This is a genomic window from Leptotrichia sp. OH3620_COT-345 (genome assembly GCF_003932895.1).
In the GTDB taxonomy this organism is placed as follows: domain Bacteria; phylum Fusobacteriota; class Fusobacteriia; order Fusobacteriales; family Leptotrichiaceae; genus Pseudoleptotrichia.
Genome location: NZ_RQYW01000006.1, coordinates 111749 through 137242 on the forward strand (window position 1 = coordinate 111749; position 25494 = coordinate 137242).

A 25494-nucleotide genomic window follows, 5' to 3' on the forward strand; every position below is an offset into this window, starting at 1 on the left:
AGCAAATATGGAATATGGAAATTTAATAAAACGCGAAACAGAGGTCGTTATGTATTATTATCAGATGTATATTGAAAATAATAAAAATATATATACATATAAATCCAAAAATAAATATGAAATTGGGGAATGGTGTATTGTTAATTTTGTGAATAGAAATAAAATGGGTCTTGTACTTTCTGAAATCAATGAAGAAGAGTTGACAATAAGTGTAGAGAAAATAAAGTTTATTTCGGCTAAAGCACCTGTACTTTCAATTCCGTCAGTAATAATGAAACTTATAAAATGGATAAAGGATTATTATTTAAGTGATTATAATAATGTCATAAAAGCTGTTTATCCCGGAGTATTAAAATTAAATTATTCCAAAAAAGCGATATATGTCAAAGACTTGGAAAATGGCAAAAAAAATGTTCCTCAACTTTTTGAACAGAAAAAAGATGGTGAAAAATCAAGTAATATTGAAAAATTCAATGAATATATGAAAAAGAAAAGAGAAATTACATTTCTGACATTACGGAAAAATTTTTCTGAAGAAATTGTAAATAAAGCTATAAAAGAAAAAGCCATTATTATTGAAAAATTAATAACAAAATCCAAAGTAAAAGAAAAAGAGAATTTAAAAAGTCGTATTTTAAAGGATAATATAATTTTAAATACGGAACAGAGGAAAGCGGTAAATAAGATTAGAAATAAAGCCAGTATGTTTTATTTGTTGAAAGGTGTTACAGGTTCAGGAAAAACTGAAATATACATGGATTTAATAAAAGAAGCTTTGGAAACCGGATATGGGAGTATATTTCTCGTGCCTGAAATTTCACTGACTGCCCAAATGGTTCAAAGACTTGAGCGACAATTTTCCGATGTAGTGGCGGTTCTTCACAGCAAGCTGTCAGATAGTGAAAAAAAGAAGGAATGGGCATATATAAGAAACGGAGATAAGAAAGTTGTAATAGGTGCAAGATCGGCAATATTTGCTCCTGTGAAAAATTTGAAATATATTATAATTGATGAAGAACATGAAAATACATATAAGCAGGATAACAATCCGAGATACCATGTAAAAAATGTAGCTATAAAAAGAGCGATAATAGAAAAAAACATAAAGGTAATTTTCGGTTCGGCAACACCTTCATTTGAATCTTATTATCAAGCAAAAACAGGAGATTTAGAGCTTATCGAATTGAAAGAAAGATTTAACAACGCAAAAATACCTGAATATGAAATAGTTGATTTAAACAATACTCCTGACAACTTTTCAAAAGAACTTCTCAGACATATATCCGAAACACTTCGAAAAAAGGAGCAGGTTCTTTTGATTCTTAATAGAAAGGCATTTTCAAATCTGCTGAAATGTAAAGAATGCGGCGAGATACCTATTTGTCATAACTGTAGTATATCCCTTAGTTATTATAAATATGAAAATAAATTGAAATGCAGTTACTGCGGGTATGGAGAAGGATTCAGTAAAAAATGTACAAGCTGTGGAAGTAATAAATTTATACAAATAGGAAGCGGGACGGAGAAAATAGAAGAAGAACTTAAAGGAATATTTTCAGAGGCAAGAATAATAAGAATAGATTCGGAAACCGTAAAAACGAAAAAAGACTATGAAAATATATATAACGATTTTAAAAACGGTAAATATGATATAATGCTTGGAACACAGATTATCGCCAAAGGATTTCATTTTCCAAATGTAACTCTCGTAGGAATAGTAAACTCGGACATAATACTCAATTTTCCTGATTTCAGAGCGGGAGAAAAAACATTCCAACTTCTTGTTCAGTCGGCAGGCAGGGCAGGGAGAGAGAAAAAAGAGGGAAAAGTTATAATTCAGACATTTAACAAAGAAAATGAAGTTATAAAGAAAACAATAAAAAATGACTATGAAGGTTATTTTGAAAAGGAAATGGAAATAAGAAAACTGCTTAATTACCCTCCTTATGGAAGACTTATTATCGGAATACTTTCATCTGATGAGGAAAAAGGTTTGGAAGAAAAAGTAAAGTTATTTTATAATAAAGTTTCGGATATGGCAAAAGCAAAAATAAAATTTCGAAAAAATGAATTTATTTCAGAGCCTTTTAAAGCTCCTATATATAAGATAAACGGGAGATTCAGATATCAGATATTTATGAAATTTAACAGAAGCAACATAACTAAAATCAAAAATATAATAAAAACAGTATTAAACGGCTATAAGGAAAAGAATATAAGAATAAGTATAGATGTAGATCCTATATCAATGTTTTAAATTAATTAAAAAAATAATATAAATGTGGTAAAATATAAATAGAAAAAATTCTATGTATGGATTTTAAATGTGAAAATATATAAAAACATTGAAAAAGTTATTGTATAAATAAAAAAGTTTGTAATTTTTCAAGAAATAAAAAATTAATATAGATTTAATTTTTAAGTTTCTGGTTTGATTTTTTATAAGAAGAGAAAGGAAAAAAATGAAAATAGTTTTGTATGAACACCCGACTCTCAGAACGAAATCTGAAAATGTGGAAAAAATAGATGACGAGCTGAAAAAAACATTGGATGAAATGGTGGAAACAATGAGAAAAGCCAATGGAGTAGGTCTTGCAGCAAATCAGGTAAACATACCTAAAAGATTTTTTGTACTTGAAGTCGAAAATATTGTAAAAAAAATAATAAATCCCGAAATACTTGAAAAAAGTGTTGAAACGGTAGAATACGAAGAGGGATGTCTCAGTATACCGGGAGTTTATAAAAAGGTGAGCAGACCGTCAGAAATAAAAGTAAAATACTTGAATGAAAACAGTGAAGAAGTAATTGAAAATTTAAGTGAAATGTGGGCAAGAGCTTTTCAGCATGAACTTGACCATCTTGACGGAGTGTTATTTATAGACAGAATTTCAGTTCTGAATAAAAGACTTATTTTAAAAAAGCTGGAATTAATGAAAAAAGAATTTGCAAAAGGGAAAAAATATAGAGAAGATTAGTAAGGGAATGAGTATAAAAATTTAGTATGTTTATATTTTTATAGATGGGAGGAGAAAAAATAGTGAAGACAATATTTATGGGAACACCTGAATTTGCAATTCCGAGTTTGGAAACAGTTTATAAAAATACAGACTTGAAACTGATTTTTACTAAGGAAGATAAACCTAATGCAAGAGGAAATAAAATAGTGTATTCTCCTGTGAAACAGTTCGGCCTGGACAAAGATATAGAAATATTACAGCCTAAAAAACTTAAAGATGCGGAAATTATAGAAAAAATAAAAGAAATAAATCCTGATTTAATAGTAGTTGTAGCTTATGGGAAAATTATACCGAAAGAAATTATAGATATTCCGAAATATGGGATTATAAATGTTCATTCTTCTCTTTTACCTAAATATAGAGGTGCTTCACCTATTCATTCGGCAATATTGAATGGAGATACTGAAACAGGTGTGAGTATAATGTACATAGAAGAAGAGCTTGATGCGGGAGATGTTATACTTAAAGAATACTGTGATATAAAAGAAAATGATACTTTAGGTACATTACATAATAAGCTCAAAGAATTGGGAGCTATGGGTCTGGAGAAAACTTTGAAAATGATTGCTGATGGAAGTGTAAAGGCTGAAAAGCAGAATGATTCCGAAGCCACTTTTGTAAAACCTATTTCAAAGAAGCAGGCAAAAATTGATTGGACAGATACAAGAGAAAATATATATAATAAAATAAGAGGTTTAAATCCTTTTCCCGGAGCTTATACATTCAGTGAAAAAAATCAAAATATAAAAGTGTATAAAGGAGAAAAGATTGATAAAATTTATGAAGGTGAATTTGGAGAGATTGTAGAAATAATTAATAAAAAAGGTCCTGTAGTAAAAGTTCGGAATGGAGGTATAATATTGTTAGAATTAAAATTTGAAGGAAAGAAAATTCAGACAGGAACTGATATTATAAATGGACGGAAACTAATAATCGGAGATAAATTAATATAAAATCTGTATAAATAAATTTAGCTATCTGTAGGAGGAATTAAATGAAGTTGAAAAAAAGCGATATATCCGATCGAGTTGTTCAAAGACTCACTGAATACTTATCAATTTTAAAAGAAGTTCGGAAATATGAAGACGGAATAAATTCCATAGAACTTTCAAAAATTATGGATACTACATCGGCACAAGTCAGAAAAGATTTATCAACATTTGGAGAATTTGGAGTAAGGGGAAAAGGTTATGATATAGAAAAATTAATTGAAATTATTGAAGATATTTTAGGAATAAACAAAGTAAACAATGTTATTATAGTAGGGCATGGGAAAATGGGTGAAATGATAACATCAAACAGTAAGGTTTTAGGAAAAGGATTTAAAATCGTAGGAGTTTTTGATAAAGATAAGAAAAAAATAGGAACTAACATTCCTGATTTAAAAATGGAAGTGAAAGATGTGGAAGTTGTGGGTGAATTTATAAAAAGCTCTTCTGAAAATCTTGAGACAGCCATATTGGCAGTTGTAAAGGAGCAGGCACAGATTGCAGCGGAAAAGCTTATAAAAGACGGAATAAAGGCAATACTCAATATGACGACGTATAAACTGGAACTTCCTAAAAATATAGTAGTTGTAGATATTGATATTTCAGCAAGACTGCAAGAATTGAATTTTTGGAGATTGAATATCGGCAGTAAGGAGGATTAGCTTGATAAAAATAGATGGAAAAGGTGTCTCTCAGAAAATTTTAGCATATATAAGAAAAGAGCATGACATATTAAAAGAAAAATATGGAAGATCTGCAGGGTTAGGAGTAATAATAGTAGGAGATAATCCTGCATCTAAAGTTTATGTGAATAATAAAATAAAAGCATGTGAAAATGTAGGTTTTTATTCTGAAACGATAAGTCTCGGAGGAAATATAACCGAGAAAGATTTAATAAAAGAAATTGAAAGATTAAATAAAAATAATAAAATAGATGGAATATTGGTTCAATTACCTTTGCCTAATCATATAAACGAACTTAAAATAACCGAAACTATTTTTCCTGAGAAAGATGTAGACGGTTTTCATCCTTTAAATATAGGGAAAATGGTAATAGGAGATAATACGGGATTTTTGCCGTGCACACCTTATGGAATTATACAACTTTTTGAAGAATACGGAATAGATCCTGCGGGAAAAGATACCGTAATAATAGGTAGAAGCAATATAGTAGGAAAACCTGCGGCTCTTATGCTTATACAAAGAGGAGCAACTGTGCAGGTGTGCAATACAAAAACTAAAAATATAAATGAAAAGTTAAAAAATGCAGATATTATAATATCTGCAGCAGGAGTTCCAAATTTGATAAAGGGAACTGATGTAAAAGAAGGGGCAGTCGTAATTGATGTAGGAATAAATAGAGTAAAAGGTAAATTGTGTGGAGATGTAAACTATGAAGAAGCGTCTGAAAAAGTAGGATATATTACTCCCGTGCCGGGTGGAGTAGGTCCTATGACAATAGCAGGGCTAATAAAAAATACATTCAAGTCATACATTAATAAAGTTGAAAAATAGTGAGATATAGAAATCAGGAGGAAGATTTTATGAAAGAAAAAATAAAGTTTATAAAAGAATTAGCTAAAAGTATGAATGAAAATAAGTTGGACAGTCTGCAATATGAAGAAAATAACTTTGAAATCCAGTTAAGAAAAAGAGAAAAAGAAAAAAGGACTGTTTTTTATGGAGGAGCCCCTGTAAATATTCAGTCAGGAGGAAGTAATGCTGCAGTACAGGAAACTATCTCCGAAAATACTGTACCGGTTGCACAACTAACCGAAGCAATCGAAGAAGTCAGCGGAATAAAAATAGAGTCACCGATGGTAGGGACTTTTTATATAGCTCCGTCACCTACATCGGCACCATTTATAAAAGAAGGAGATAACGTATCTGAAGGTCAGACATTATGTATAGTAGAAGCTATGAAACTTATGAATGAAGTAAAATCTTCAGTCTCGGGAAAGATAAAGAAAATAATGGTGAAAGACGGAGAAGCGATAAAAAAAGGACAGACTTTAGTTATAATAGAATAACGGAGTTAAGAGGGATTATTTAAAGGAAGGTGTAATATATTTTGGAAGAACAGAGGATTTGGATAAAAATAGTTTTATTATCGGTATTATTATTTTTATCGGCTTTTTTTTCAGCAGCGGAAGCTGCACTAACATCACTTAAAAGAATTCATATAGGAGATATAAAAGGGAAAAATTCCAAAGAAGGAATACTTCTTAAATTATGGCTCAAAAATCCCAATGAACTTTTGACGACACTTTTATTCGGGAAAACTGTAGTATATATCCTTTTTATAATGCTGTCGATGATGTTATCTGAAAATTGTTATGAACTTTTTTTCAGACATATTAATAAATCATTTTATATATTTGGGGTATTTATTATTACTACTGCCGTTATGCTTATAGCTGCCGAAATTACACCGAGAGTGTTTGCAAAAAATAATGTATCTAAAATGTCGAAAACTTTAATAGTGCCTCTAAATACAGTAAGAATTATTTTAAGACCCGCAATTTTATTTTTTCTTGAAGTGGCAAAATTTATAATAAAACTATTTGGGATAAAAGTACAGGATCAGATGTTTGAAATCACGGAGGAAGATATAAAAACATTTGTTAAAGAAGGAACTGAAGTAGGAGTAATTGAAGAAGGTGAAGAAGAAATGATTCACAGTATATTCGAATTTTCAGATACTACGGTTAAGGAAATTCTTACACCCAGAACAATGGTTTTTGCCCTTGATATGGAGAGAACTCTCGGAGATGTCTGGGATGAAGTTGTCGAACAAGGATTTTCAAGAATTCCCGTATATAATGAAACTATAGATAAAATAGTTGGAATAGTACATATGAAGGATTTGATAAAATATGACAGAAAACAGAATTCCGACTTGAAAATCGGGGAATTAATGAAGGAAGCCTATTTTGTCCCGACGACAAAAACACTTGTGGAACTTCTTGAAGAATTTAAGAGAAAACAGTCACATATGGCAATAATAATTGATGAATATGGAGGAACTCTGGGAATTGTAACTATAGAAGATCTTCTTGAAGAAATTGTAGGAGAAATAAGAGATGAATTTGATCAGGAAGAAGAAAGCATACAGCAGATTAGGGAAAAAATATTTGATATAAAGGGAGATACGATTATAGAAGAGTTAAATGACGAGTTAGAAATAAATATACCCCTTTCTGAAGAATACGATACTGTTTCAGGATATGTTCAGGATGAACTTGGAAAAGTTGCAGAGCTGGGAGATCAAGTAAAAGGTAATGGATTTATCTTGAAAGTAATGGAAGTGGATAATAAGAGAATAGAAAAAATAAGAGTGGTAATTACTGAAAAAACTAATGAAGGGGATATCGATAATGGAAATGATTAGGCCGAGAGTCAGAGTAGCAGGGGTTTTAATAGAAAATGAGAAGATACTTTTAATAGAACATTCCAAAAATGAAAAAAAATATTGGCTTGTGCCTGGAGGGGGAGTGGATTGGGGAGAAAGTACAGCAGAATCCTTAATAAGGGAGTACAAAGAGGAAACAAATCTTGATATAGAAGTACAAAGTTTTCTTTTTCTGTCTGAAACTTTAGCTCCTGATAAGAAAAAGCATGTGATAAATCTATACTTTAAAATAAAAAGAAAAAGCTGTTCAGAAGAGAATATGAAATTGGGAAATGAAGAAATGCTCACAGACCTTAGATTTTTCACGAAAGATGAAATAATGGATATAAAGTTATATCCCAATATAAAGGATCAGCTCGTACAATTATTAAATAAAGAAAAAATAGTCCCGTATTTAGGTTTGTTGTGGGATAAATAGGAGGAAATAAAAAATGACAGTTAACGAAAAAAAAGAAGTGCAGGATCTCATAAGATCTATTCCGGATTTTCCTGAAAAGGGAATTATATTTAGGGATATTACCACAGCATTAAAAGATAAAAAAGGACTTCATCTTATAATAAAAGATTTTACAGACAGATATATAGATAAAGGAATTGATTATGTTTTAGGAGCTGATGCAAGAGGATTTATTTTCGGTGCAGCTATCGCTTACAATATAGGTGCAGGATTTGTTCCTGCGAGAAAAGTCGGGAAATTACCTGCAGAAACTGAAAAAGTGGAATATGAGCTTGAATACGGGAAAAACAGTATAGAAATACATAAAGATGCCTTTGAAAAAGGAGCTAAAGTACTTATTGTAGATGATCTTCTGGCAACAGGAGGAACAGCTGCGGCAATGGTTCAGTTAGTTGAAAAGCTTAAGGCGGAAGTTTATGAACTGGCTTTTCTTATTGAGCTGGCAGAATTAAAAGGAAGAGATGTTTTATCAGGTCACAATGTCTATTCTCAATTAAAATACTAAAATTTCGACGGTTGTTGACTGAATGTAAGTCAGCAACTTTATTTTAATAATATATGAAATGTAAAAGTGTTTATAGGATAGGAAACGGAGAGAACTTATGGAAGAAAGAAAATTATTGCAGAGACTTATTAATAAAATAAAAGAAAATAATCTTGATATTGATATAGAGAAAATAGTGGAAGCATATACTCTTGCCGCTGAATCTCATGTGGGACAGAAAAGAAGGAGCGGAGAGGATTATATTTTGCATCCTGTGGAAGTAGCGGAAATACTTGTGGATATGAAAATGGACACGGATACGGTCATTGCAGGAATTTTACACGATGTAGTTGAGGATACGCTTATTACTTTACCTGATATAGAATATTCGTTCGGAAAAGATGTAAGCAGACTTGTGGATGGGGTCACAAAACTCAGAAATCTTCCGAAAACAGACAGTAAAAAAATTGAAAATATTAGAAAAATGGTTGTGGCGATGTCTGAAGATATAAGAGTCGTAATTATAAAATTGGCAGACAGGCTTCATAATATGAGGACTTTGAAATATATGTCATCTGAAAAGCAGGAAATAAAGTCCAAAGAAACTTTGGAAATATATGCTCCTATTGCTCATAGAATAGGGATGGCAAAAATAAAGTGGGAATTGGAAGATATAAGTTTCAGATATCTTTATCCTAAAGACTATAAAGAAATAAGTGACCTTGTAAATTCAAAAAGAGAAGAAAGGGAAGAATATACTTCGGATATCATAAGGAAAATTGATAGAGAACTGAAAAGACATCATGTTAAATCCGAAGTAACAGGAAGACCGAAACATTTATACAGTATTTACAGGAAAATGTATGAAAAGGAAAAAAAATTTGCAGATTTGAATGACCTGATTGCAATAAGAATAATAGTGGACAAAGAAGAAGAGTGTTATAATGTTCTCGGAATAATTCATAATCTTTTCGTGCCTGTTTCGGGAAGATTCAAAGATTATATAGCGGTACCTAAATCAAACGGTTATCAGTCCATACACACAACAGTAAAAGGTCCTAAAGATCAAAACGTGGAGATACAGATAAGAACATTTGAGATGCATAGAATTGCCGAAGAAGGAGTTGCCGCCCACTGGAAATACAAAGAAAAAAAGTCTAAATCTAAAAATGAAGAGTACTATGCGGCAGTGAAAAAAATGATAGAAACAAATTCCGAAAATCCTGAAAAATTTGCTCGTACAATAACAGGAAGCCTTTTAAATCAGACAATATTCATCTTCACTCCCAAAGGGGATGTAATGGAGTTGGCAAATGATTCTACGGCTCTTGATTTTGCTTTTCAGGTGCATACTCAGATAGGTTACAGAACTATAGGAGCAAAAGTCAATGACAGGATAGTCCAACTTGATCATCTTCTTGAAAACGGTGATAAAGTCGAAATCCTTACATCAAGAAATACAAAGGGACCCGGAAAAGACTGGATAAATATGGTAAATAATCACAGTTCCAAAGTCAAGATAAGAAAATGGTTCAAGGATAAGGAATTTGAAGAAAAAACAAAAGAAGGAGAACAGCTTCTTGAGCGTGAATTTGAAAAACTCGGTATAAAATTGAAAGATTTGGAAGAGGATGAAAGAGTCTTCCTTTATATGAAAAAATTTAATATATCTACAATGGATCTGCTTTTTTATAAATTTGCAGTAGGGGATTTGTCTCTTGACGGTTTTTTAAATAAATTTGAAGTGAAAGAAGAAAAGGATATTAAACAAGTCCTTGAAGAAGAAACTGAAAAAGGAAATAGACGTAAAGAAAAAAGCCATGGTGGAGTGAGAATTTCAGGAACAGAAAATACAATGTACCGTTTTGCAAAATGCTGTAGTCCTTTGCCCGGAGACGAAATAAGGGGATATGTGACAAGAGGTCGTGGAATTGCTATACATAGATCTGATTGTGAAAATTTCCATACATTAATGGAACATGAGCCTGATAGGGAAATTGAAGTATTCTGGGATGAAGAGGAAGTGAACTCGAGTATTGCTAAATATCAGTTTAATTTTACTGTAAAAGCTGTGGACAGAAATGGAATGTTACTTGATATTATAAGAATACTTAATGAATATAAAATGGAGCTGATTAATGTAAACACAAACTATGTGAAAGAGAATGGAAACAGATATGTATTGCTGCATTTTGGAATAATGATAAGAAAAAGGGAAGATTTTGAAAGGCTTGCCAATAACCTTATTTCAATGAAGGATGTAGTAGATATATTAAGAAAATAAGAAGAAAGGGAAAAAGGAAAATATGATTAATACTGAAAGCCCGGTAAGATTTACAAAAGAGGCAGTTGATGGGAATGCAAGGGCGGGAGTTATAGAAACTCTTCATGGGAAAATAAATACTCCGGTTTTTATGCCTGTAGGTACACAGGCAACAGTAAAAGCAATGACAAGAGAGGAACTGGAAGAAATTAATTCCCAAATAATTTTAGGGAATACTTATCATCTGTATTTAAGACCGGGAGATGAATTGATAAATGATTTTGGGGGACTGCATAAATTTATGAACTGGGATAGCCCCATACTTACTGACAGTGGAGGATTTCAGGTATTTAGTCTGGGGGACTTAAGGAAAATAGAGGAGGAAGGTGTGCACTTTAGATCCCATATAGACGGTTCAAGACATTTTCTTTCTCCCGAAAAATCCATATTTATACAGAATAATCTTGGAAGTGACATAATGATGGTACTTGATGAGTGTCCTCCGGGATTGTCTACAAGGGAATATATGATTCCTTCTATAGAAAGAACTACAAGATGGGCGAAAAGATGTATAGAAGCTAATAAAAATCCCGGAAAACAAGGACTTTTTGCAATAGTTCAAGGAGGGATATATGAAGACTTGAGAGATAAAAGTTTGGAAGAATTGTATAAAATGGATAAGGGATTTGCAGGGTATGCCATAGGAGGTCTTGCAGTGGGGGAGCCGAGAGAAGATATGTATAGAATACTGAAATATATTACTCCGAAAATGCCTGATAATAAACCGAGATATCTTATGGGAGTAGGAGAGCCTCTTGATATGCTTGAAGCTGTAGAAAACGGAGTGGATATGATGGATTGTGTTCAGCCTACAAGGATAGGAAGGCATGGTACGGTATTTACAAAATACGGACGTCTTGTAATAAAAAATGCCGTATATGCAAGAGATAAAAGACCTCTGGATCAGTGTGACTGTTATGTATGTAAAAATTATTCAAGGTCATATATAAGACATCTTTTTAAAGCTGAAGAAATTTTAGGTCAGAGGCTGGCGACATATCATAATCTTTATTTTTTGTTGAAGCTTATGGAAGATACCAGAAAAGCTATTTTTGAAGGATGTTTTAAAGAGTTTAAAGAAGAATTCATAAGAAATTATACTATGAAAAAAGAGAGTGAGTGGATAACTCCCATGTCTTTTTAGGAATTAGTAATATTTTTTAAAAAAGTGAATAAAATACAGTAAATTGACAATAATGATAAAATTTTTGTATAATAGGTGCATTATGGATAAACTGGAAGATTTTTTAAAATATTCCATACTGTTTTCGTATTACAGGGAGTTGTTCTCGAAAAAGCAGAAACAGTATTTGGAATTATATCTTGAGGAAAATGGTTCTTTAAGTGAAATTGCGGAAGAATATGGAATTACGAGACAAGCTGTCTTCGATAATATAAAAAGAGGTTTTAAGCAGCTTGATGAATATGAGGAAAAGCTGAAAATATTTGAAAAAGAAAAAGAGTTGAAAAAAAAACTGGAAAATTTAAAAAACAATTTTTCAAGAGAAAATTTGGAAAAGATAATAGAAGATTTTGATTATAATGAGGTGCTTTAATGTTTAATAATTTAGGTGACAGATTTAAGGATATATTTAAAAAGGTGAGAGGTCAGGGCAAATTGACTGAAGCCAATATGAAAGAAGCTCTAAGAGAAGTAAGACTGGCATTACTTGAAGCAGATGTAAATTATACAGTTGCTAAAAATTTTGTCGGTAAAATAAGGGAAAAAGCTCTAGGAGAAGATGTAATAAAAGGAGTGAATCCTACACAGCAGTTTATAAAAATAGTAAATGACGAACTTGTGGAAGTTCTTGGAGGAACAAATGTCCTTATAGCAAAGGCTTCTAAAGCTCCTACAATAATAATGCTTTCAGGATTACAGGGAGCAGGAAAGACCACTTTTGCAGGGAAATTGTCAAAATATCTGAAATCCAGAGGAGAAAGCCCTTTTTTAATCGGAGCTGATGTTTACAGACCGGCAGCGAAAAAACAGCTTAAAGTTCTTGGTGAACAGGTGAAAGTTCCATCTTTTACCATTGATGACAGTACAGATGTTATTGAAATATGTAAAAAAGGTATAGAAGAAGCAAAAAACATTCATGCCACTTATGTAATAATAGATACGGCGGGACGTCTTCATATTGATGAAGAACTGATGAACGAACTAAAAAATATAAAAGGCAGATTTGCACCTCATGAAATACTCCTTGTAGTTGACGGAATGACAGGACAGGATGCGGTAAATGTAGCAAAAACATTTAATGAGCAGTTGGATATAACAGGAGTTGTTCTAACTAAACTTGATGGAGATACCCGTGGAGGAGCGGCTCTTTCTGTAAAGGAAGTGGCAGGAAAACCGATAAAATTTATAAGTGAAGGAGAAAAACTGGATGATATTGCACCTTTTCATCCTGACAGACTTGCTTCCAGAATATTGGGAATGGGAGATGTAGTTTCTCTTGTGGAAAAGGCACAGGAAGCAATTGATGAAAATGAAGCAAAAAAAATGGAAGAAAAATTTAGAAAAAATCAGTTTGATTTTGAAGATTTTCTGAAGCAGTTTAAAATGATAAGAAAAATGGGCTCTCTTGCAGGAATTATGAAAATGATACCCGGAGTGGACACAAGTGCTATTGACATGGTTAATGCCGAAAAGGAAATGAAAAGGGTAGAAGGAATAATATTCTCAATGACGGTTCAAGAAAGAAGAGAACCGAAATTACTTAACGGAAGCAGGAAAATAAGAATTGCCAAAGGTAGCGGAGTGGAAGTCAGTGATGTAAACAGGCTTATAAAGCAGTTTGAGCAGATGAAACAGATGATGAAAATGTTTAACAGCGGGGCTATACCGGGTTTAGGCGGAGGGATACGCGGTAAGAAGAAGAGATAAAATATTATAGAACTTTTTAGTAAAAAAATTTGAAAAAATAATTTTTATGTTTTATTCTTAATATTTTCCGAGAAAAATTTAAATATTGAAGAGGCAGCAGGATAATTCCATATATGAAAATCGAATATTTCTGATAGAAAAATTTTAACGGGCTTTGAAAGTAAAATGAATTATAGTAAAGGAAATAGAATTTATATAAAAAGAGAACTAAAAAATAAATAATTTTAAAGAAAATTCACTTATTTATAGAGGAGTCCCGAAAAGGATTAGCGGAAAAAACTTATTATGGAGAATTATCCGATTTATCTTAATTATTTACAAGGAAAACTGCCTACACGGAAAGAATGGAATGAATATAATAAAATTAAACATACTGATTACAGTATGGTATCAAGTAAAAACAAGACTGTGGAAATTGCGGAATATGAAGAAAGTAAAGGTAATCCCGACTATTACGTTAAACCGGGAAGAATAGATTTTTACCTGAAATAAAAAGATTGTGGAAGGAACAGGAAGTAATGAAAGAAGGCCGTAAAGAATATTATAAAGTTTTATATTCGGTATTATTGCTATAAATACTTTAAGGTTTTTTATTGAGTTAATTCTGCCAAGAGCCAAGTTTAATTTGATTATGACATTGTTTCCTTATTTTGTTATTGCATATATAATAAAAAAATAATTTACTATAAAAAGTAAAAAAATTATTAGTAATAACACATATAATATTTTTATTTATGTTACTTTTTAGATTATGTTTATTATGTATAAAATTATATGATGTCTTTATAAAACAATAAAACTAATAATTATGACAGTTTTAACAGATAAAAAAAATTAATTTTTTATCTTTATTACAGCATTACAACATAAACGATAAAGAAAATTGAAATTATGTCCATAATTTGGGTTAGATTTAATAATAACGAAAAAGAGAATGATGAAAAAATTTAAAAAATATCGATAATTTCCAGAAAGATGGAAAGCTATTAACTGAAAATTATAGAAAACGATAGAGATAAAAGATTATAGATTAATAATAGGTACGATGACAAATTAAGTATAATTGTAATTGATTTAGCTCGTAAAATAAAAATATATTAAGTAATAATTTTAATCACAGTATAAGAGCTGTGGTTTTTATATTTACAGATTTATTTTTTAGATGTTTATTTTAGAAATTATCTGTTTATTAAGTGTTGTTTTTTGAAAAAGATTCCGTTAATTTTCATAAATTATCGTTTTTAGTATAAAACCAACGGCAATATCAAATCTGCTTTTATATTTGATTTAATTAGAATTTTAACTTATAAAATATAATTTCAATAATTTTATGAAGTTTCAAAAAAATTATTTATAAAAGATTTTATTCTTTTCGTTTTATATTATTTTCTATTTAATCCGTTTATTTATTAATAACAATTTAGTATAATAAACTGAATAAATAAAAGAAATATATATTTTATCAATAAATAATAATGAATTAAAAAATATATATCACATATAAATACTTTGATTGATTTTTCTGATAATATTATGTTACAATAAATTTTAGAAAAATTTGTACTAAAAAAGAAAGAAAGCGTAATATTTAGTTAAAATTTGAGCGTAACAGGGATATGACAGAATGAAAATAATAGACAAATTATTGAAGATTATTTCAAAATTTAAAAATAAAAAGAACCGGGATGAAGATACCCGGTCCTAAAAGGAGTTTATGAAGAAAAAAGTTTTCACTTTTTCTATTGGTCAAAAGTATTATACAATTATAATATTAGAATGTACTTTTCTCTATCTTTGCTTTTAATTTGAAAAGAAAAAATTTCATATGGTAATGAAATCTGTCTGAATTATTGATTTTAAAATATAAAATGACAAATTGAGAAAAAAATAATATTATGAAAGAATAAAATTTTATAGAAGGACAAGAGGAAAAATGAAAAATTTAAAAAAAATATTTATTATACTGATAATTTTTGCAATTTCATCATCTGTCTTTGCGGCAGGAGAAAATTATAACGATTACAAAGCGATTTTAATGGGAGATATGGAAGGAAATATTGTCAAGGAGGAAAATGGTTATGCAGTAAGACCTTTGGCATCAGTTACAAAAGTTATGACAATAATGTTGACTCTTGATAAAGTTCACAGTGGAGATATATCGCTTAATGACAGAGTTATTATTTCGGAAACTGCGGCGGCGGTTCCTTATGGAGTAAAATTGTCGGCAGGAGGACAGTATACAGTGAGAGATCTGCTTAAAGCTACTGCAATAAGATCTTCAAATAACGCAGCTTATGCTCTTGCAGAATATGTATCCGGAGGAAATGTCAATGAATTTGTAAATTCAATGAATCGTAAGGCAAAACAGTTCGGATGGGAATCATTAAGATTCTGTTCTCCTCACGGACTTCCCCCAAGTTATACGGGGTCTTGTATGGATCAGGGAAATGCAAGGGATTTATATAAAATGGCAATGTTGGCAGTAACTTATAAAGAGTATATGAACATTGCTAAAGAAGCTATAGACTTTATAGATCACGGAAATATAAAACTCACAGCTACAAACCATCTTTTAGGAAAAGTTCGAGGCGTAGACGGATTAAAAACAGGATACCATAATGCTGCGGGTTCAAATATAATTTTAACTGCTGAAAGAAATAATCAAAGAATGATACTTGTTATTTTAGGTTCAGGGAAAGCTAAAAACAGGGATGCAATAGGTGAAAATCAGATAAATTATTACTACAGTGTACTCAACAATTCAACAAAAGTTATAGATAAAAATGAAATAGTAGCTTATGCAAGAATAGGAAATGACAGATACGGACTTTATCCTTCAGAAGATATTACTGTTAAGGGAAAAAACAGAGTGGGAAATTCAAAACTGACTTATAAAGTGGCTTTAAAAGACGGTGTTTCCAGAAAGGATATAGGTCAGATTGTAGGAACGTTTATTGCAACTGATGGAGTAAATGAATATACAGGCGCTTTGATAATGAAATAATCATATACATATTTCAGAATAGAACGAGTTGAAAAGCTTAAAAAAGTCAAAAAGAAAAGGTGAGAACAGATGGCTATAGGGATTTTTGATTCCGGTGTGGGTGGACTTACTGTACTGAAAGAAATACGGAAGGTTTTACCTAATGAGAAAATATATTATTTAGGAGATACTGCAAGGGTTCCTTATGGTGAAAAGACAAAGGAGCTGATAATCAGATATTCAAAACAGATTACGGAATTTCTTCTTGAAAAAAATACAGATGTTATTGTTGTAGCCTGTAATACAGCAACTTCACTGGCTTTGGAAGAATTGAACAGAACTTTTAAAATACCGATTATAGGAGTAGTTGATGCTGGAGTTAAAACAGCCCTCGATACTACAAAAAACAGTAAAATAGGTGTAATCGGAACAAAAGCTACAATACATTCAAAAAAATATGAAATTGAAATAAAAAAAAGAAACAGTAAAATGGAAGTATACTCAAAACCGTGTCCTTTATTTGTTCCGGTTATTGAAGAAGGAATAGTGGAAGGTGAAATAGTAAATCAGCTTGTGAAGATGTATCTTGATGAATTTGAAGGAAAAATTGATTCTTTGATTTTAGGCTGTACTCACTATCCTCTTTTAAAGAGTACAATTAAAAATATTTATCCTGACATAGAAATAGTTGATCCTGCAAAAGAAACCGCTACAGACTTGAAGAAAATCCTTATAAGTAAAAATCTGATGAAAAACGACGGTGAAAAAGGATTTGAAACTAAATATTATGTCACTGACGGACAGGAAAAATTTAGAAAAATAGGGACAATGTTTTTAAATGAAAAAATTAATTGCGTAGAGCTTGTAAAATTATAGAAAGTAGAAAGGAGAGATACGTATAAAGCGTATAATATAAAAATGTTTGAGTATATATTCGGTGAACTGACAGTAAAAAAAATAGATTATGTAGCATTAAATATTAACGGACTGGCATATAAAATATTTATATCTTTAAAAACTTTTGAAGCTTTGGGAGAAATAAAACAGGATGAAAAACTGTACATACATACTCATGTTAAAGAAGATGATATTTCTCTTTACGGATTTAAAACGGAAAATGAAAGGGAACTTTTTAAAGCCTTAATCAGTACTAACGGAGTCGGTCCCAAACTGGGATTGGCGATTTTATCCACATATAATGTAAAGGATGTTATAGATATTGTTATTGAAAGCAACTCAAAGTTATTTACTAAAGTTCCGGGACTTGGAGATAAAAAAGCACAGAAAATAATACTGGATTTAAAGGATAAAGTTAAAAAACTGAATATTATGGAAGCATATAATGAAAATATTTCCAAAGGGAAGTCTGTAATTTCGGATACTTCAAATACACAAGTTCTGTTAATGAAGGAAGATATAAAACTGGCGTTGGAATCATTGGGATATGTAAATGCAGATGTTTCCAAATGGATAAAAGATGAAGAATTGTCCAAAATAAATGACATAGGAGATGCTATAAAATCAATATTGCAGAAAATACAAAATAAAAAATAATATGGAGGTAATTTTGTGGCGGGACATAGTAAATGGGCGAATATCCAACATAGAAAAGGAAGACAGGATAAAATAAGAGGGAAAATATTTACAAGATTAGGGAAAGAGCTGACTATTGCCGCAAGAATTGGCGGTGGGAATCCCGATTTCAATCCGAGATTAAGGCTTGCTATAGATAAAGCAAAAGTTGCAAATATGTCTAAAGATACTATTGAAAGAGCTATAAAAAAAGGAACAGGTGAGCTTGAAGGTGTAGACTATATTGAAATAAGATATGAAGGTTACGGTCCCGGAGGAGTTGCATTTTTAGTAGATGTAGTAACCGATAATAAAAACAGATCGGCTTCCACTGTAAGAATGAATTTTTCAAGAAATGACGGAAATCTTGGAGAAACAGGCTCCGTTGTATTTATGTTTGAGAGAAAAGGAATTCTGGAATTTGAAAAAGGGAAAATTGACGAAGAAAAATTAATGGAAGCAGCACTTGAAGCAGGGGCTGAAGATGTTATTGAAAAGGAAAATTCAATAATTGTTGTAACAGATCCTAATGATTTTGAAAAAGTAAAGGAAGAGCTTGAAAAATCAGAACTGAAAATAGAAGAAGCTGAAATAACCATGTATCCTCAAAATGAAATAGAAATAACAGATAAAGAAACGGCGGTTAAAATATTGAAATTGTATGATGATTTGGAAGACAATGAAGATGTGCAGGAAATATACTCGAATTTCAATATTAGCGACGAAATTTTAAGTAAAATGGAATAAAATCGCAAATTTTAAACTGGAGGTTGTTTTCAGAGGATTTTTTGTTTGATGAGTTTTATTCTATATAACTTATATGAGAACTGTAATTTTATATAAATTATTTTATAAATTAAAAATAATTCTCTAAACTTAAACAATATGTGATTTAAAAAAATAAAAATTGCTGTTTCTACTGATTTTATAAAAAATAAAAATCTATAATTTGATAAACTTCTAACTTATAAAACAGCTTTTAACTTTGATTAGGTTTTTAAAAGAGATTTACCAGAATTAAAAAGAAAGTATAAAAAATTTTTCAATAAGTCAGAAAACATATTAAATTATAAAATTTATATATTTTATAATTTTTATGAATTAGATAAAATATAAAAATTAGTGAAGACAATAATTTTGTAATAAAAAAGTTATTTATAGTTTCAAAAATATTTTTTTAAATGAAAAAAAATTTGAAAAAAATTAACAGTAAAAAAATAATTTTCTTTTTTAATATTGAAAATAAAGGGATTGAATTAATGTTTCAAGAATGAGTTAAAAAAATATATTTAAAAAAATAAATTTGAATATTGACATAATTCTAATCTGATATATAATATAAATAAAATGAGTTTATATTCTTTATAAATTTATAAGAAGTTTATTAAGAAGTATGAATAAAAAAGTAGAAAGTGAGTTGGTTTAATATGATGAAGTATTTACAAAGGATTGGTAAATCTTTGATGTTGCCTGTGGCAGTTTTACCTGCAGCGGCAATTTTACTGGGGATAGGTTATAGACTTGACCCTACAGGTTGGGGAGCAAATAGTCCTATGGCAGCTTTTTTGATTAAGTCGGGGGCTTCTATATTGGATAACATGGCTATATTATTTGCGGTAGGTATAGCGGTAGGAATGTCCAAAGATAGAGACGGTTCTTCTGCACTGGCAGGATTGGTAGGATTTTTAGTAATAACAACATTGTTATCAAAAGATTCGGTTGCTGTTTTGACGAAAGTATCTCCGGATGAGGTATCAAGAGCTTTCGGTAAAATAAATAATCCATTTATAGGTATATTATCAGGAACAATAGCAGCAGAGATATACAATAGATTTTATAAGACTCAATTACCCATGGCATTGGCATTTTTCAGCGGGAAAAGACTTGTTCCTATATTGACTGCAACTGCAATGCTTGTGTTGTCACCTGTACTGTTCTTTACATGGCCTGTAATATTTGGAGCATTGGTAGCTTTTGGAGAGTCATTTTTAAAACTGGGACCGTTAGGAGCAGGGATATTTGGATTTTTCAACAGATTACTGATTCCTTTAGGTTTACATCACGCTTTAAATGCTGTATTCTGGTTTGACATAGCAGGAATAAATGATATAGGAAACTTCTTAGGAGGAACGGGGACAAAAGGAATAACGGGTATGTATCAGGCAGGATATTTCCCTATTATGATGTTCGGACTTCCTGCAGCGGCATTTGCGATGTATCAAGCAGCAAAACCTGAGAAAAAAGAACAGGTAGCTTCATTAATGTTGGCAGCGGGGGTTACGTCATTTGTAACCGGAGTAACTGAACCTCTTGAATTTGCGTTTATGTTTGTAGCACCGTTATTATATGTTGTTCATGCAGTTTTAACAGGAATCAGTATGTTTATATCTGCACTTTTCGGTTGGACTGCGGGCTTCGGATTCAGTGCGGGACTTATTGATTTCACTCTAACTTCAGGAATGCCTATGGCGAGCAGACCTTTTATGTTGATAATTCAAGGTCTTGTATTCGGTGTAATTTATTATTTAATGTTTAAAGTACTGATAGCCAAGCTTAATTTGATGACACCGGGAAGAGAAGAAGATAATGATGATGAAGTCAATATAGAATCATCAAACAGTAATCATGCCGAAGTGGCGAAAATTATATATGAAGCATTAGGCGGAAAAGAAAATATAGTTTCAGTGGATAACTGTGCCACGAGATTAAGACTTGAAGTAAAAGATTCAACATTAATTGAAGATAAAAAAATAAAACAGGTAGCAGCAGGAATAATGAAGCCTTCAAAAACAAGTGTACAAGTAGTTATAGGGCCTCTTGTGGAATTTGTTGCCGATGAAATGAAAAAATTATAAAATATTTATATTCTGCGTATTTTTGTAGCCGCTTTAAGATACGGAAACCGCAGATATTTGGAAATATGAGGGCTGCAATAAGCCCTCATTTAAAAGTTTGTAGGAGGGAATATGAGAGTCATAATTTTGAAAAATAAAGATGAAATAGGAAAATGGAGTGCTTATCAAATAGTAAAGAAGATACTGAAATTTTCTCCCACTCCTGAAAACCCTTTTGTTTTAGGATTACCTACAGGTTCAACACCATTGGAAACATACAGAGAACTTATAAATCTGTATAATGAAGGGATTATTTCATTTGAAAATGTAATAACTTTCAATATGGATGAATATGTAGGACTGTCACCTGAGCATAAACAAAGTTATCATTACTTTATGCACGAAAACCTGTTCAAGCATATTGATATAAGGACTGAAAATATAAATATACTTGACGGACTTGCAGAAAATCTGACAGAGGAGTGTCAGAGATATGAAGATAAAATAAAAAGTGCAGGAGGGATAAAATTGTTTCTCGGAGGAATAGGGGAAGACGGACACATTGCATTTAATGAGCCGGGGTCATCCCTTGCTTCAAGAACGAGGGATAAAGAACTGACCTATGATACTATTCTGGCAAATTCAAGATTTTTTGACAATGATGTAAATAAAGTCCCTAAGTTGGCTTTAACTGTAGGAGTGGGAACTCTTATGGATTCAAAAGAAATAATGATACTTGCCGAAGGATATAAAAAAGCAAGAGCAGTATATCACGGAATAGAAGGAGGAGTAAATCATCTGTGGACAGTATCGGCACTTCAGCTTCATAGAAGAGCTATTCTTGTTATTGATGAGTCGGCTGCTTCAGACATAAAAGTCAAGACATACAGATATTTTAAAGAAATAGAAGCTCATAATCTTGATTTAGAAAGATGTAAGCAAGAAATAAAAGGTTTAAAGAAATAATTTATATAAAAATAAACTTGGAGGGAGGAAATATTATGATTATAAAAAATGCCAGAATCTTTGATGGAGAAAAATTTATAAATAAAAATACTGTTATTATTGAGGGAAAGAAAATAAAGAAAGTAATGAATGAAACGGATTTATCCGAGAAAGATACTGATGGACAGCAGATAGTGGATCTGAAAGAAATGGTTTTATCTCCGGGATTTCTGGATTTACAGTTAAACGGATGTGGAGGAGTTTTATTTAATGATAATATTTCAAAAGAAACGTTGGAAATAATGAATGAAACAAATAAAAAATTCGGATGTACTTCATTTTTACCTACATTAATAACATCTCCTGATGAAAAAATAGAAAAAGCCTTGAAACTTATGGAAGAAATAAAGGATAAAGAAGAAATAGGAGTTTTGGGACTGCATATAGAAGGACCTTATATAAGTGTAGAGAAAAAAGGGATACATAGACCTGAATATATAAGGGTTCTTTCCGATGAAATAATACAGAAGATAGCCGATGCAGGATCCGAAGTAACAAAAATAATAACGATAGCTCCCGAAAAAGCTGAGATAAAACATTTGAAAATATTAAAAGAAGCAGGGATAAATATATCAATAGGGCATACAAACGCTACTTATGAACAATGCATAGAAAAAAAGGAATACTTTAACGGTGCTACTCATCTTTACAATGCTATGAGTCCTTTGGAGTCTAGAAATCCAGGAGTAATAGGATTTCTATTCAATAATGATACGACAAATTGTGGAATAATAATCGATGGATTTCATATGGACTATGCTTCTGCCGAAATTGCAAAAAAAATATTAGGAAAAAGATTATATCTTGTAACTGATGCAGTAAGTCCTGCAGGAACTGATAATATGACAGAATTTATATTTGAAGGAAATAGAGTGTTATATGAAAATGGAAGATGTTTCTCACCTTTGGGAACATTGGGAGGTTCAGCTCTTGTTATGATTGACGGAGTGAAAAACCTTGTAGAATATGTTCATGTTTCTCAGGAAGAAGCACTCAGAATGGCGACTTCATATCCTGCAAAAGCAATTTCCGTGGATGATAGATATGGATATATAAAAGAAGGATATATAGCAGATTTGACATATTTTGATAAAAACTACAAGGTAAAAGGAACAATAGCAAAGGGAAATCTTACAGAATATTAATTTTCAGAAAAAGAGGGAAAAATGGAAAAAAGTGTGTTACAGGAATTGAATAATATCAGTTCATTAAAATCAAGAAGAAAAAGTTCCGTTTTAATATTTTTCTGTTTTTTGACAGGAATTATATCAGGAATTGCGGTTGTTTCTTATACGATACTATTGAATAAAATTTCTGAATGGAGAGAGAGCCTTCTGACAGATGTGTCTTTAGGAAAAATTATATTTGGGCTTTTTCTATTTATGTTAATAGGAGTAACAGTACAATTAATGATTTTTAAGTATCCTTTGATTGGAGGAAGTGGAATCCCTCAAGTCAACGGACTGTTACAGAGAAAAATTGAATTTAACTGGTTTCCGGAATTAATATGTAAATTTTTTGGAGGTATTCTTGCAATAGGGGCAGGAATGTCATTAGGGAGGGAAGGACCGTCCATTCATCTGGGAGCGTTGATAGGAGAAGGGATAAATAAATTATCCAAAAGACCTAATGTAGAGCAGAAATATCTTGTTACATGTGGAGCAAGTGCAGGACTTGCAGCTGCATTTAATGCTCCTCTTGCAGGAACGATATTTGCATTGGAAGAATTACATAAGTTTTTTTCTCCTCTTCTTTTGATTTGTGTCCTCGTGGCAAGTGGAGCTTCTAATTATGTATCAAGGCTTATATTAGGATCAAAGACTGTTTTTGAACACAATTTTGTCCTGCCCGACCATACTTCTCCGTTATTTGCCGTTATAATTACTGGAATTTTCTGTATTATTATAACATTAGCGGGAAAAGGATTCAGTTTCTTTTTGGTGTATTTTCAGAAAAAGTATAAAAATATAAAACTGAATAAATATTTGAAAATATCCTTTTTTATGATTACAGCATATACGGTGTGTATATTTTTCAAGGATATAACAGGCGGAGGACATAGTCTGATAGAGCATATGTTTCATTCAGGAATTCCATTAAAATTACTTCTTGTTATTTTAATACTGAAATTTTTTTATACTATGTTAAGTTACAGTACCGGATTTCCCGGCGGTATATTTCTTCCCATGCTTGTAATAGGAGCTTTAATAGGAAAAACCTATGGACTCATTTTAGTCAATTATTTTTCAGTTTCAAATGAATTTATAGTTCATTTTATGCTTCTCGGAATGGCAGCTTATTTTACAGCAGTAGTAAGAGCTCCTATAACGGGAATAATACTTATATTAGAAATGACAGGAAATTTTTCATATTTGTTTTTATTAATTGTAACTGTTACAATAACATATGTTTTAACGGAATTTCTCAAATTGGAACCGATTTATGAAATATTATTTGAAAATATGTTTACAAGGGAAAAAGAAATTTATTCAGGTTCTGCTGAAAAAGCAGAAAATAAAATTGTAACTCTTTTAATACATGTCGGTGCCGATTCTGAATTTGAAAATAAAAAAATAAAACAATTAAATCTTCCGAAAAAACTTTTAGTTGTAGGTGTTAGAGAAAATAGAAAAGAATATATACCTGATGGTGAAACTTTAATAAAAAGCGGAAATCATCTTGTAATTATAACAGATTACAATACAGCTCAAAAATATGCGTATAAGTTGAAAGATAAAGGAATAAAAATTTTATAAAATATACTTTACTAATTATTGAAAAACTTCTTTTATATAGTAAAATAAAAGTGTTGTAATGCATCTGTTATTTAATGAAAAATGATTACTTATTTTTTGACTTAATTTTATAAAAGAATTTTAATAAAGAAAAATTTTTCTTCATAAAATATGAAATATTTTTCTTTATTTTTTATTTATGTAAATAATACACAACTTTTCGTACTTATTATTTAATTAATAAATATAGAATTTAGTATTTTTTTATAAAGTAATTTCGTTTGACAAATCAAATTATATTTTTTTACAGTTTACTATTTATTTTATTTTTTAAATTATCAAAAAAAATTTAAATACTAAAGAAAAAAATTAATGAAAAATATTTTGAATACCTTTAAATATAGGGGATAAATTATAATAATGAGTCTTTTTTTGAAAATTTATTTTTCCTTTTGAATAAGGTATAATTAATTAAAATAATTAAAGAAAATTTTCATTATGGGTAATTGATAAGTCTTTTTAGAGAATATATTTTGCATAAAAAGGAGGGAGAATGAAAATAAAAAGAAAGAGTCTGCTAAGTACAGGTAGGCTTGTGTTAATAATGTTTATGCTACTTAGTGCAGTTTCCTTTGCAGATGCCAATTCAGATGCCTTTGCCCAAGTATTTAAAGAAGCGGAGTATAATAGGCAGAGTAGTAAATGCATTATATTACGGAATGCTGATAGTGTATCGCGGAGTATCTTTAAAATTAAGTCAGCTATGTGGAGGGGTATTATTATTTTTCATGAC

At 30.7% G+C, this 25494-nt stretch carries 23 protein-coding genes; all 23 read left to right on the forward strand.

All coding sequences use genetic code 11. The features are described from left to right. Nucleotides 1-7: 7 nt before the first annotated feature. A complete protein-coding gene (gene priA / locus EII29_RS05295) occupies nucleotides 8-2257 on the forward strand; it encodes a primosomal protein N' (protein ID WP_233573261.1) in 2250 nt (749 codons plus the stop codon). Between the two features lie 205 nt (nucleotides 2258-2462). Next, a complete protein-coding gene (gene def, locus EII29_RS05300; protein WP_125236500.1) occupies nucleotides 2463-2975 on the forward strand; it encodes a peptide deformylase in 513 nt (170 codons plus the stop codon). Between the two features lie 62 nt (nucleotides 2976-3037). Beyond that, nucleotides 3038-3970: a methionyl-tRNA formyltransferase gene (gene fmt, locus EII29_RS05305; RefSeq protein ID WP_125236501.1), complete on the forward strand. Its 933-nt coding sequence runs from the start codon at nucleotides 3038-3040 to the stop codon at nucleotides 3968-3970. 41 nt (nucleotides 3971-4011) lie between these two features. Then, the gene (locus EII29_RS05310; RefSeq protein ID WP_125236502.1) at nucleotides 4012-4668 is read left to right on the forward strand and encodes a redox-sensing transcriptional repressor Rex; all 657 of its coding nucleotides are present in this window, start codon (nucleotides 4012-4014) and stop codon (nucleotides 4666-4668) included. Between the two features lies 1 nt (nucleotide 4669). Next, complete coding sequence (locus EII29_RS05315; protein ID WP_125236503.1) at nucleotides 4670-5521, forward strand: bifunctional 5,10-methylenetetrahydrofolate dehydrogenase/5,10-methenyltetrahydrofolate cyclohydrolase; 852 nt, start codon at nucleotides 4670-4672, stop codon at nucleotides 5519-5521. Between the two features lie 29 nt (nucleotides 5522-5550). Continuing rightward, nucleotides 5551-6036 carry an acetyl-CoA carboxylase biotin carboxyl carrier protein gene (gene accB / locus EII29_RS05320; RefSeq protein ID WP_125236504.1) on the forward strand — a complete coding sequence of 162 codons (486 nt, stop codon included), beginning with the start codon at nucleotides 5551-5553 and terminating at the stop codon, nucleotides 6034-6036. Between the two features lie 41 nt (nucleotides 6037-6077). Next, the gene (locus EII29_RS05325; RefSeq protein WP_125236505.1) at nucleotides 6078-7397 is read left to right on the forward strand and encodes a hemolysin family protein; all 1320 of its coding nucleotides are present in this window, start codon (nucleotides 6078-6080) and stop codon (nucleotides 7395-7397) included. Next, nucleotides 7384-7836 (forward strand): NUDIX hydrolase, encoded by a 453-nt coding sequence (locus EII29_RS05330; protein ID WP_125236506.1) that lies wholly within the window; start codon nucleotides 7384-7386, stop codon nucleotides 7834-7836. The genes EII29_RS05325 and EII29_RS05330 overlap by 14 nt, the downstream gene beginning before the upstream one ends. A 13-nt stretch (nucleotides 7837-7849) precedes the next feature. Beyond that, nucleotides 7850-8380 (forward strand): adenine phosphoribosyltransferase, encoded by a 531-nt coding sequence (locus EII29_RS05335; protein WP_125236507.1) that lies wholly within the window; start codon nucleotides 7850-7852, stop codon nucleotides 8378-8380. Nucleotides 8381-8477: 97 nt separating this feature from the next. Next, nucleotides 8478-10643, forward strand: a complete 2166-nt coding sequence (locus tag EII29_RS05340; RefSeq protein WP_125236508.1) for a bifunctional (p)ppGpp synthetase/guanosine-3',5'-bis(diphosphate) 3'-pyrophosphohydrolase — start codon at nucleotides 8478-8480, stop codon at nucleotides 10641-10643. Nucleotides 10644-10665: 22 nt separating this feature from the next. Further along, nucleotides 10666-11826: a tRNA guanosine(34) transglycosylase Tgt gene (gene tgt / locus EII29_RS05345; protein WP_125236509.1), complete on the forward strand. Its 1161-nt coding sequence runs from the start codon at nucleotides 10666-10668 to the stop codon at nucleotides 11824-11826. Between the two features lie 82 nt (nucleotides 11827-11908). After that, complete coding sequence (gene ylxM / locus EII29_RS05350) at nucleotides 11909-12238, forward strand: YlxM family DNA-binding protein (protein WP_125236510.1); 330 nt, start codon at nucleotides 11909-11911, stop codon at nucleotides 12236-12238. Continuing rightward, on the forward strand, nucleotides 12238-13572 hold the full coding sequence (ffh, locus tag EII29_RS05355) for a signal recognition particle protein (protein ID WP_125236511.1): 1335 nt from the start codon (nucleotides 12238-12240) through the stop codon (nucleotides 13570-13572). The genes ylxM and ffh overlap by 1 nt, the downstream gene beginning before the upstream one ends. A 285-nt stretch (nucleotides 13573-13857) precedes the next feature. Beyond that, nucleotides 13858-14064: a hypothetical protein gene (locus EII29_RS05360; RefSeq protein WP_125236512.1), complete on the forward strand. Its 207-nt coding sequence runs from the start codon at nucleotides 13858-13860 to the stop codon at nucleotides 14062-14064. Between the two features lie 1441 nt (nucleotides 14065-15505). Next, complete coding sequence (locus tag EII29_RS05365) at nucleotides 15506-16576, forward strand: D-alanyl-D-alanine carboxypeptidase family protein (protein WP_125236513.1); 1071 nt, start codon at nucleotides 15506-15508, stop codon at nucleotides 16574-16576. A 69-nt stretch (nucleotides 16577-16645) separates the two neighbouring features. Beyond that, entirely contained in the window at nucleotides 16646-17431 is a 786-nt protein-coding gene (gene murI / locus EII29_RS05370) for a glutamate racemase (RefSeq protein ID WP_125236514.1), read from the forward strand. A gap of 42 nt (nucleotides 17432-17473) precedes the next feature. Next, complete coding sequence (gene ruvA / locus EII29_RS05375; RefSeq protein ID WP_125236515.1) at nucleotides 17474-18109, forward strand: Holliday junction branch migration protein RuvA; 636 nt, start codon at nucleotides 17474-17476, stop codon at nucleotides 18107-18109. 15 nt (nucleotides 18110-18124) lie between these two features. After that, the gene (locus tag EII29_RS05380) at nucleotides 18125-18874 is read left to right on the forward strand and encodes a YebC/PmpR family DNA-binding transcriptional regulator (protein WP_125236516.1); all 750 of its coding nucleotides are present in this window, start codon (nucleotides 18125-18127) and stop codon (nucleotides 18872-18874) included. Nucleotides 18875-19554: 680 nt separating this feature from the next. Then, nucleotides 19555-20982, forward strand: coding sequence for an N-acetylglucosamine-specific PTS transporter subunit IIBC (gene nagE / locus EII29_RS05385; protein WP_125236517.1), 1428 nt, complete (start codon nucleotides 19555-19557; stop codon nucleotides 20980-20982). Nucleotides 20983-21093: 111 nt separating this feature from the next. Then, a complete protein-coding gene (gene nagB, locus EII29_RS05390) occupies nucleotides 21094-21927 on the forward strand; it encodes a glucosamine-6-phosphate deaminase (RefSeq protein WP_125236518.1) in 834 nt (277 codons plus the stop codon). Between the two features lie 35 nt (nucleotides 21928-21962). After that, nucleotides 21963-23111, forward strand: coding sequence for an N-acetylglucosamine-6-phosphate deacetylase (nagA, locus tag EII29_RS05395; RefSeq protein WP_125236519.1), 1149 nt, complete (start codon nucleotides 21963-21965; stop codon nucleotides 23109-23111). 21 nt (nucleotides 23112-23132) lie between these two features. Further along, nucleotides 23133-24722 (forward strand): ClC family H(+)/Cl(-) exchange transporter, encoded by a 1590-nt coding sequence (locus EII29_RS05400; RefSeq protein WP_125236520.1) that lies wholly within the window; start codon nucleotides 23133-23135, stop codon nucleotides 24720-24722. Between the two features lie 532 nt (nucleotides 24723-25254). Continuing rightward, the coding region (locus EII29_RS12800; RefSeq protein ID WP_233573262.1) for a hypothetical protein at nucleotides 25255-25494 on the forward strand (240 nt) is incomplete at its 3' end.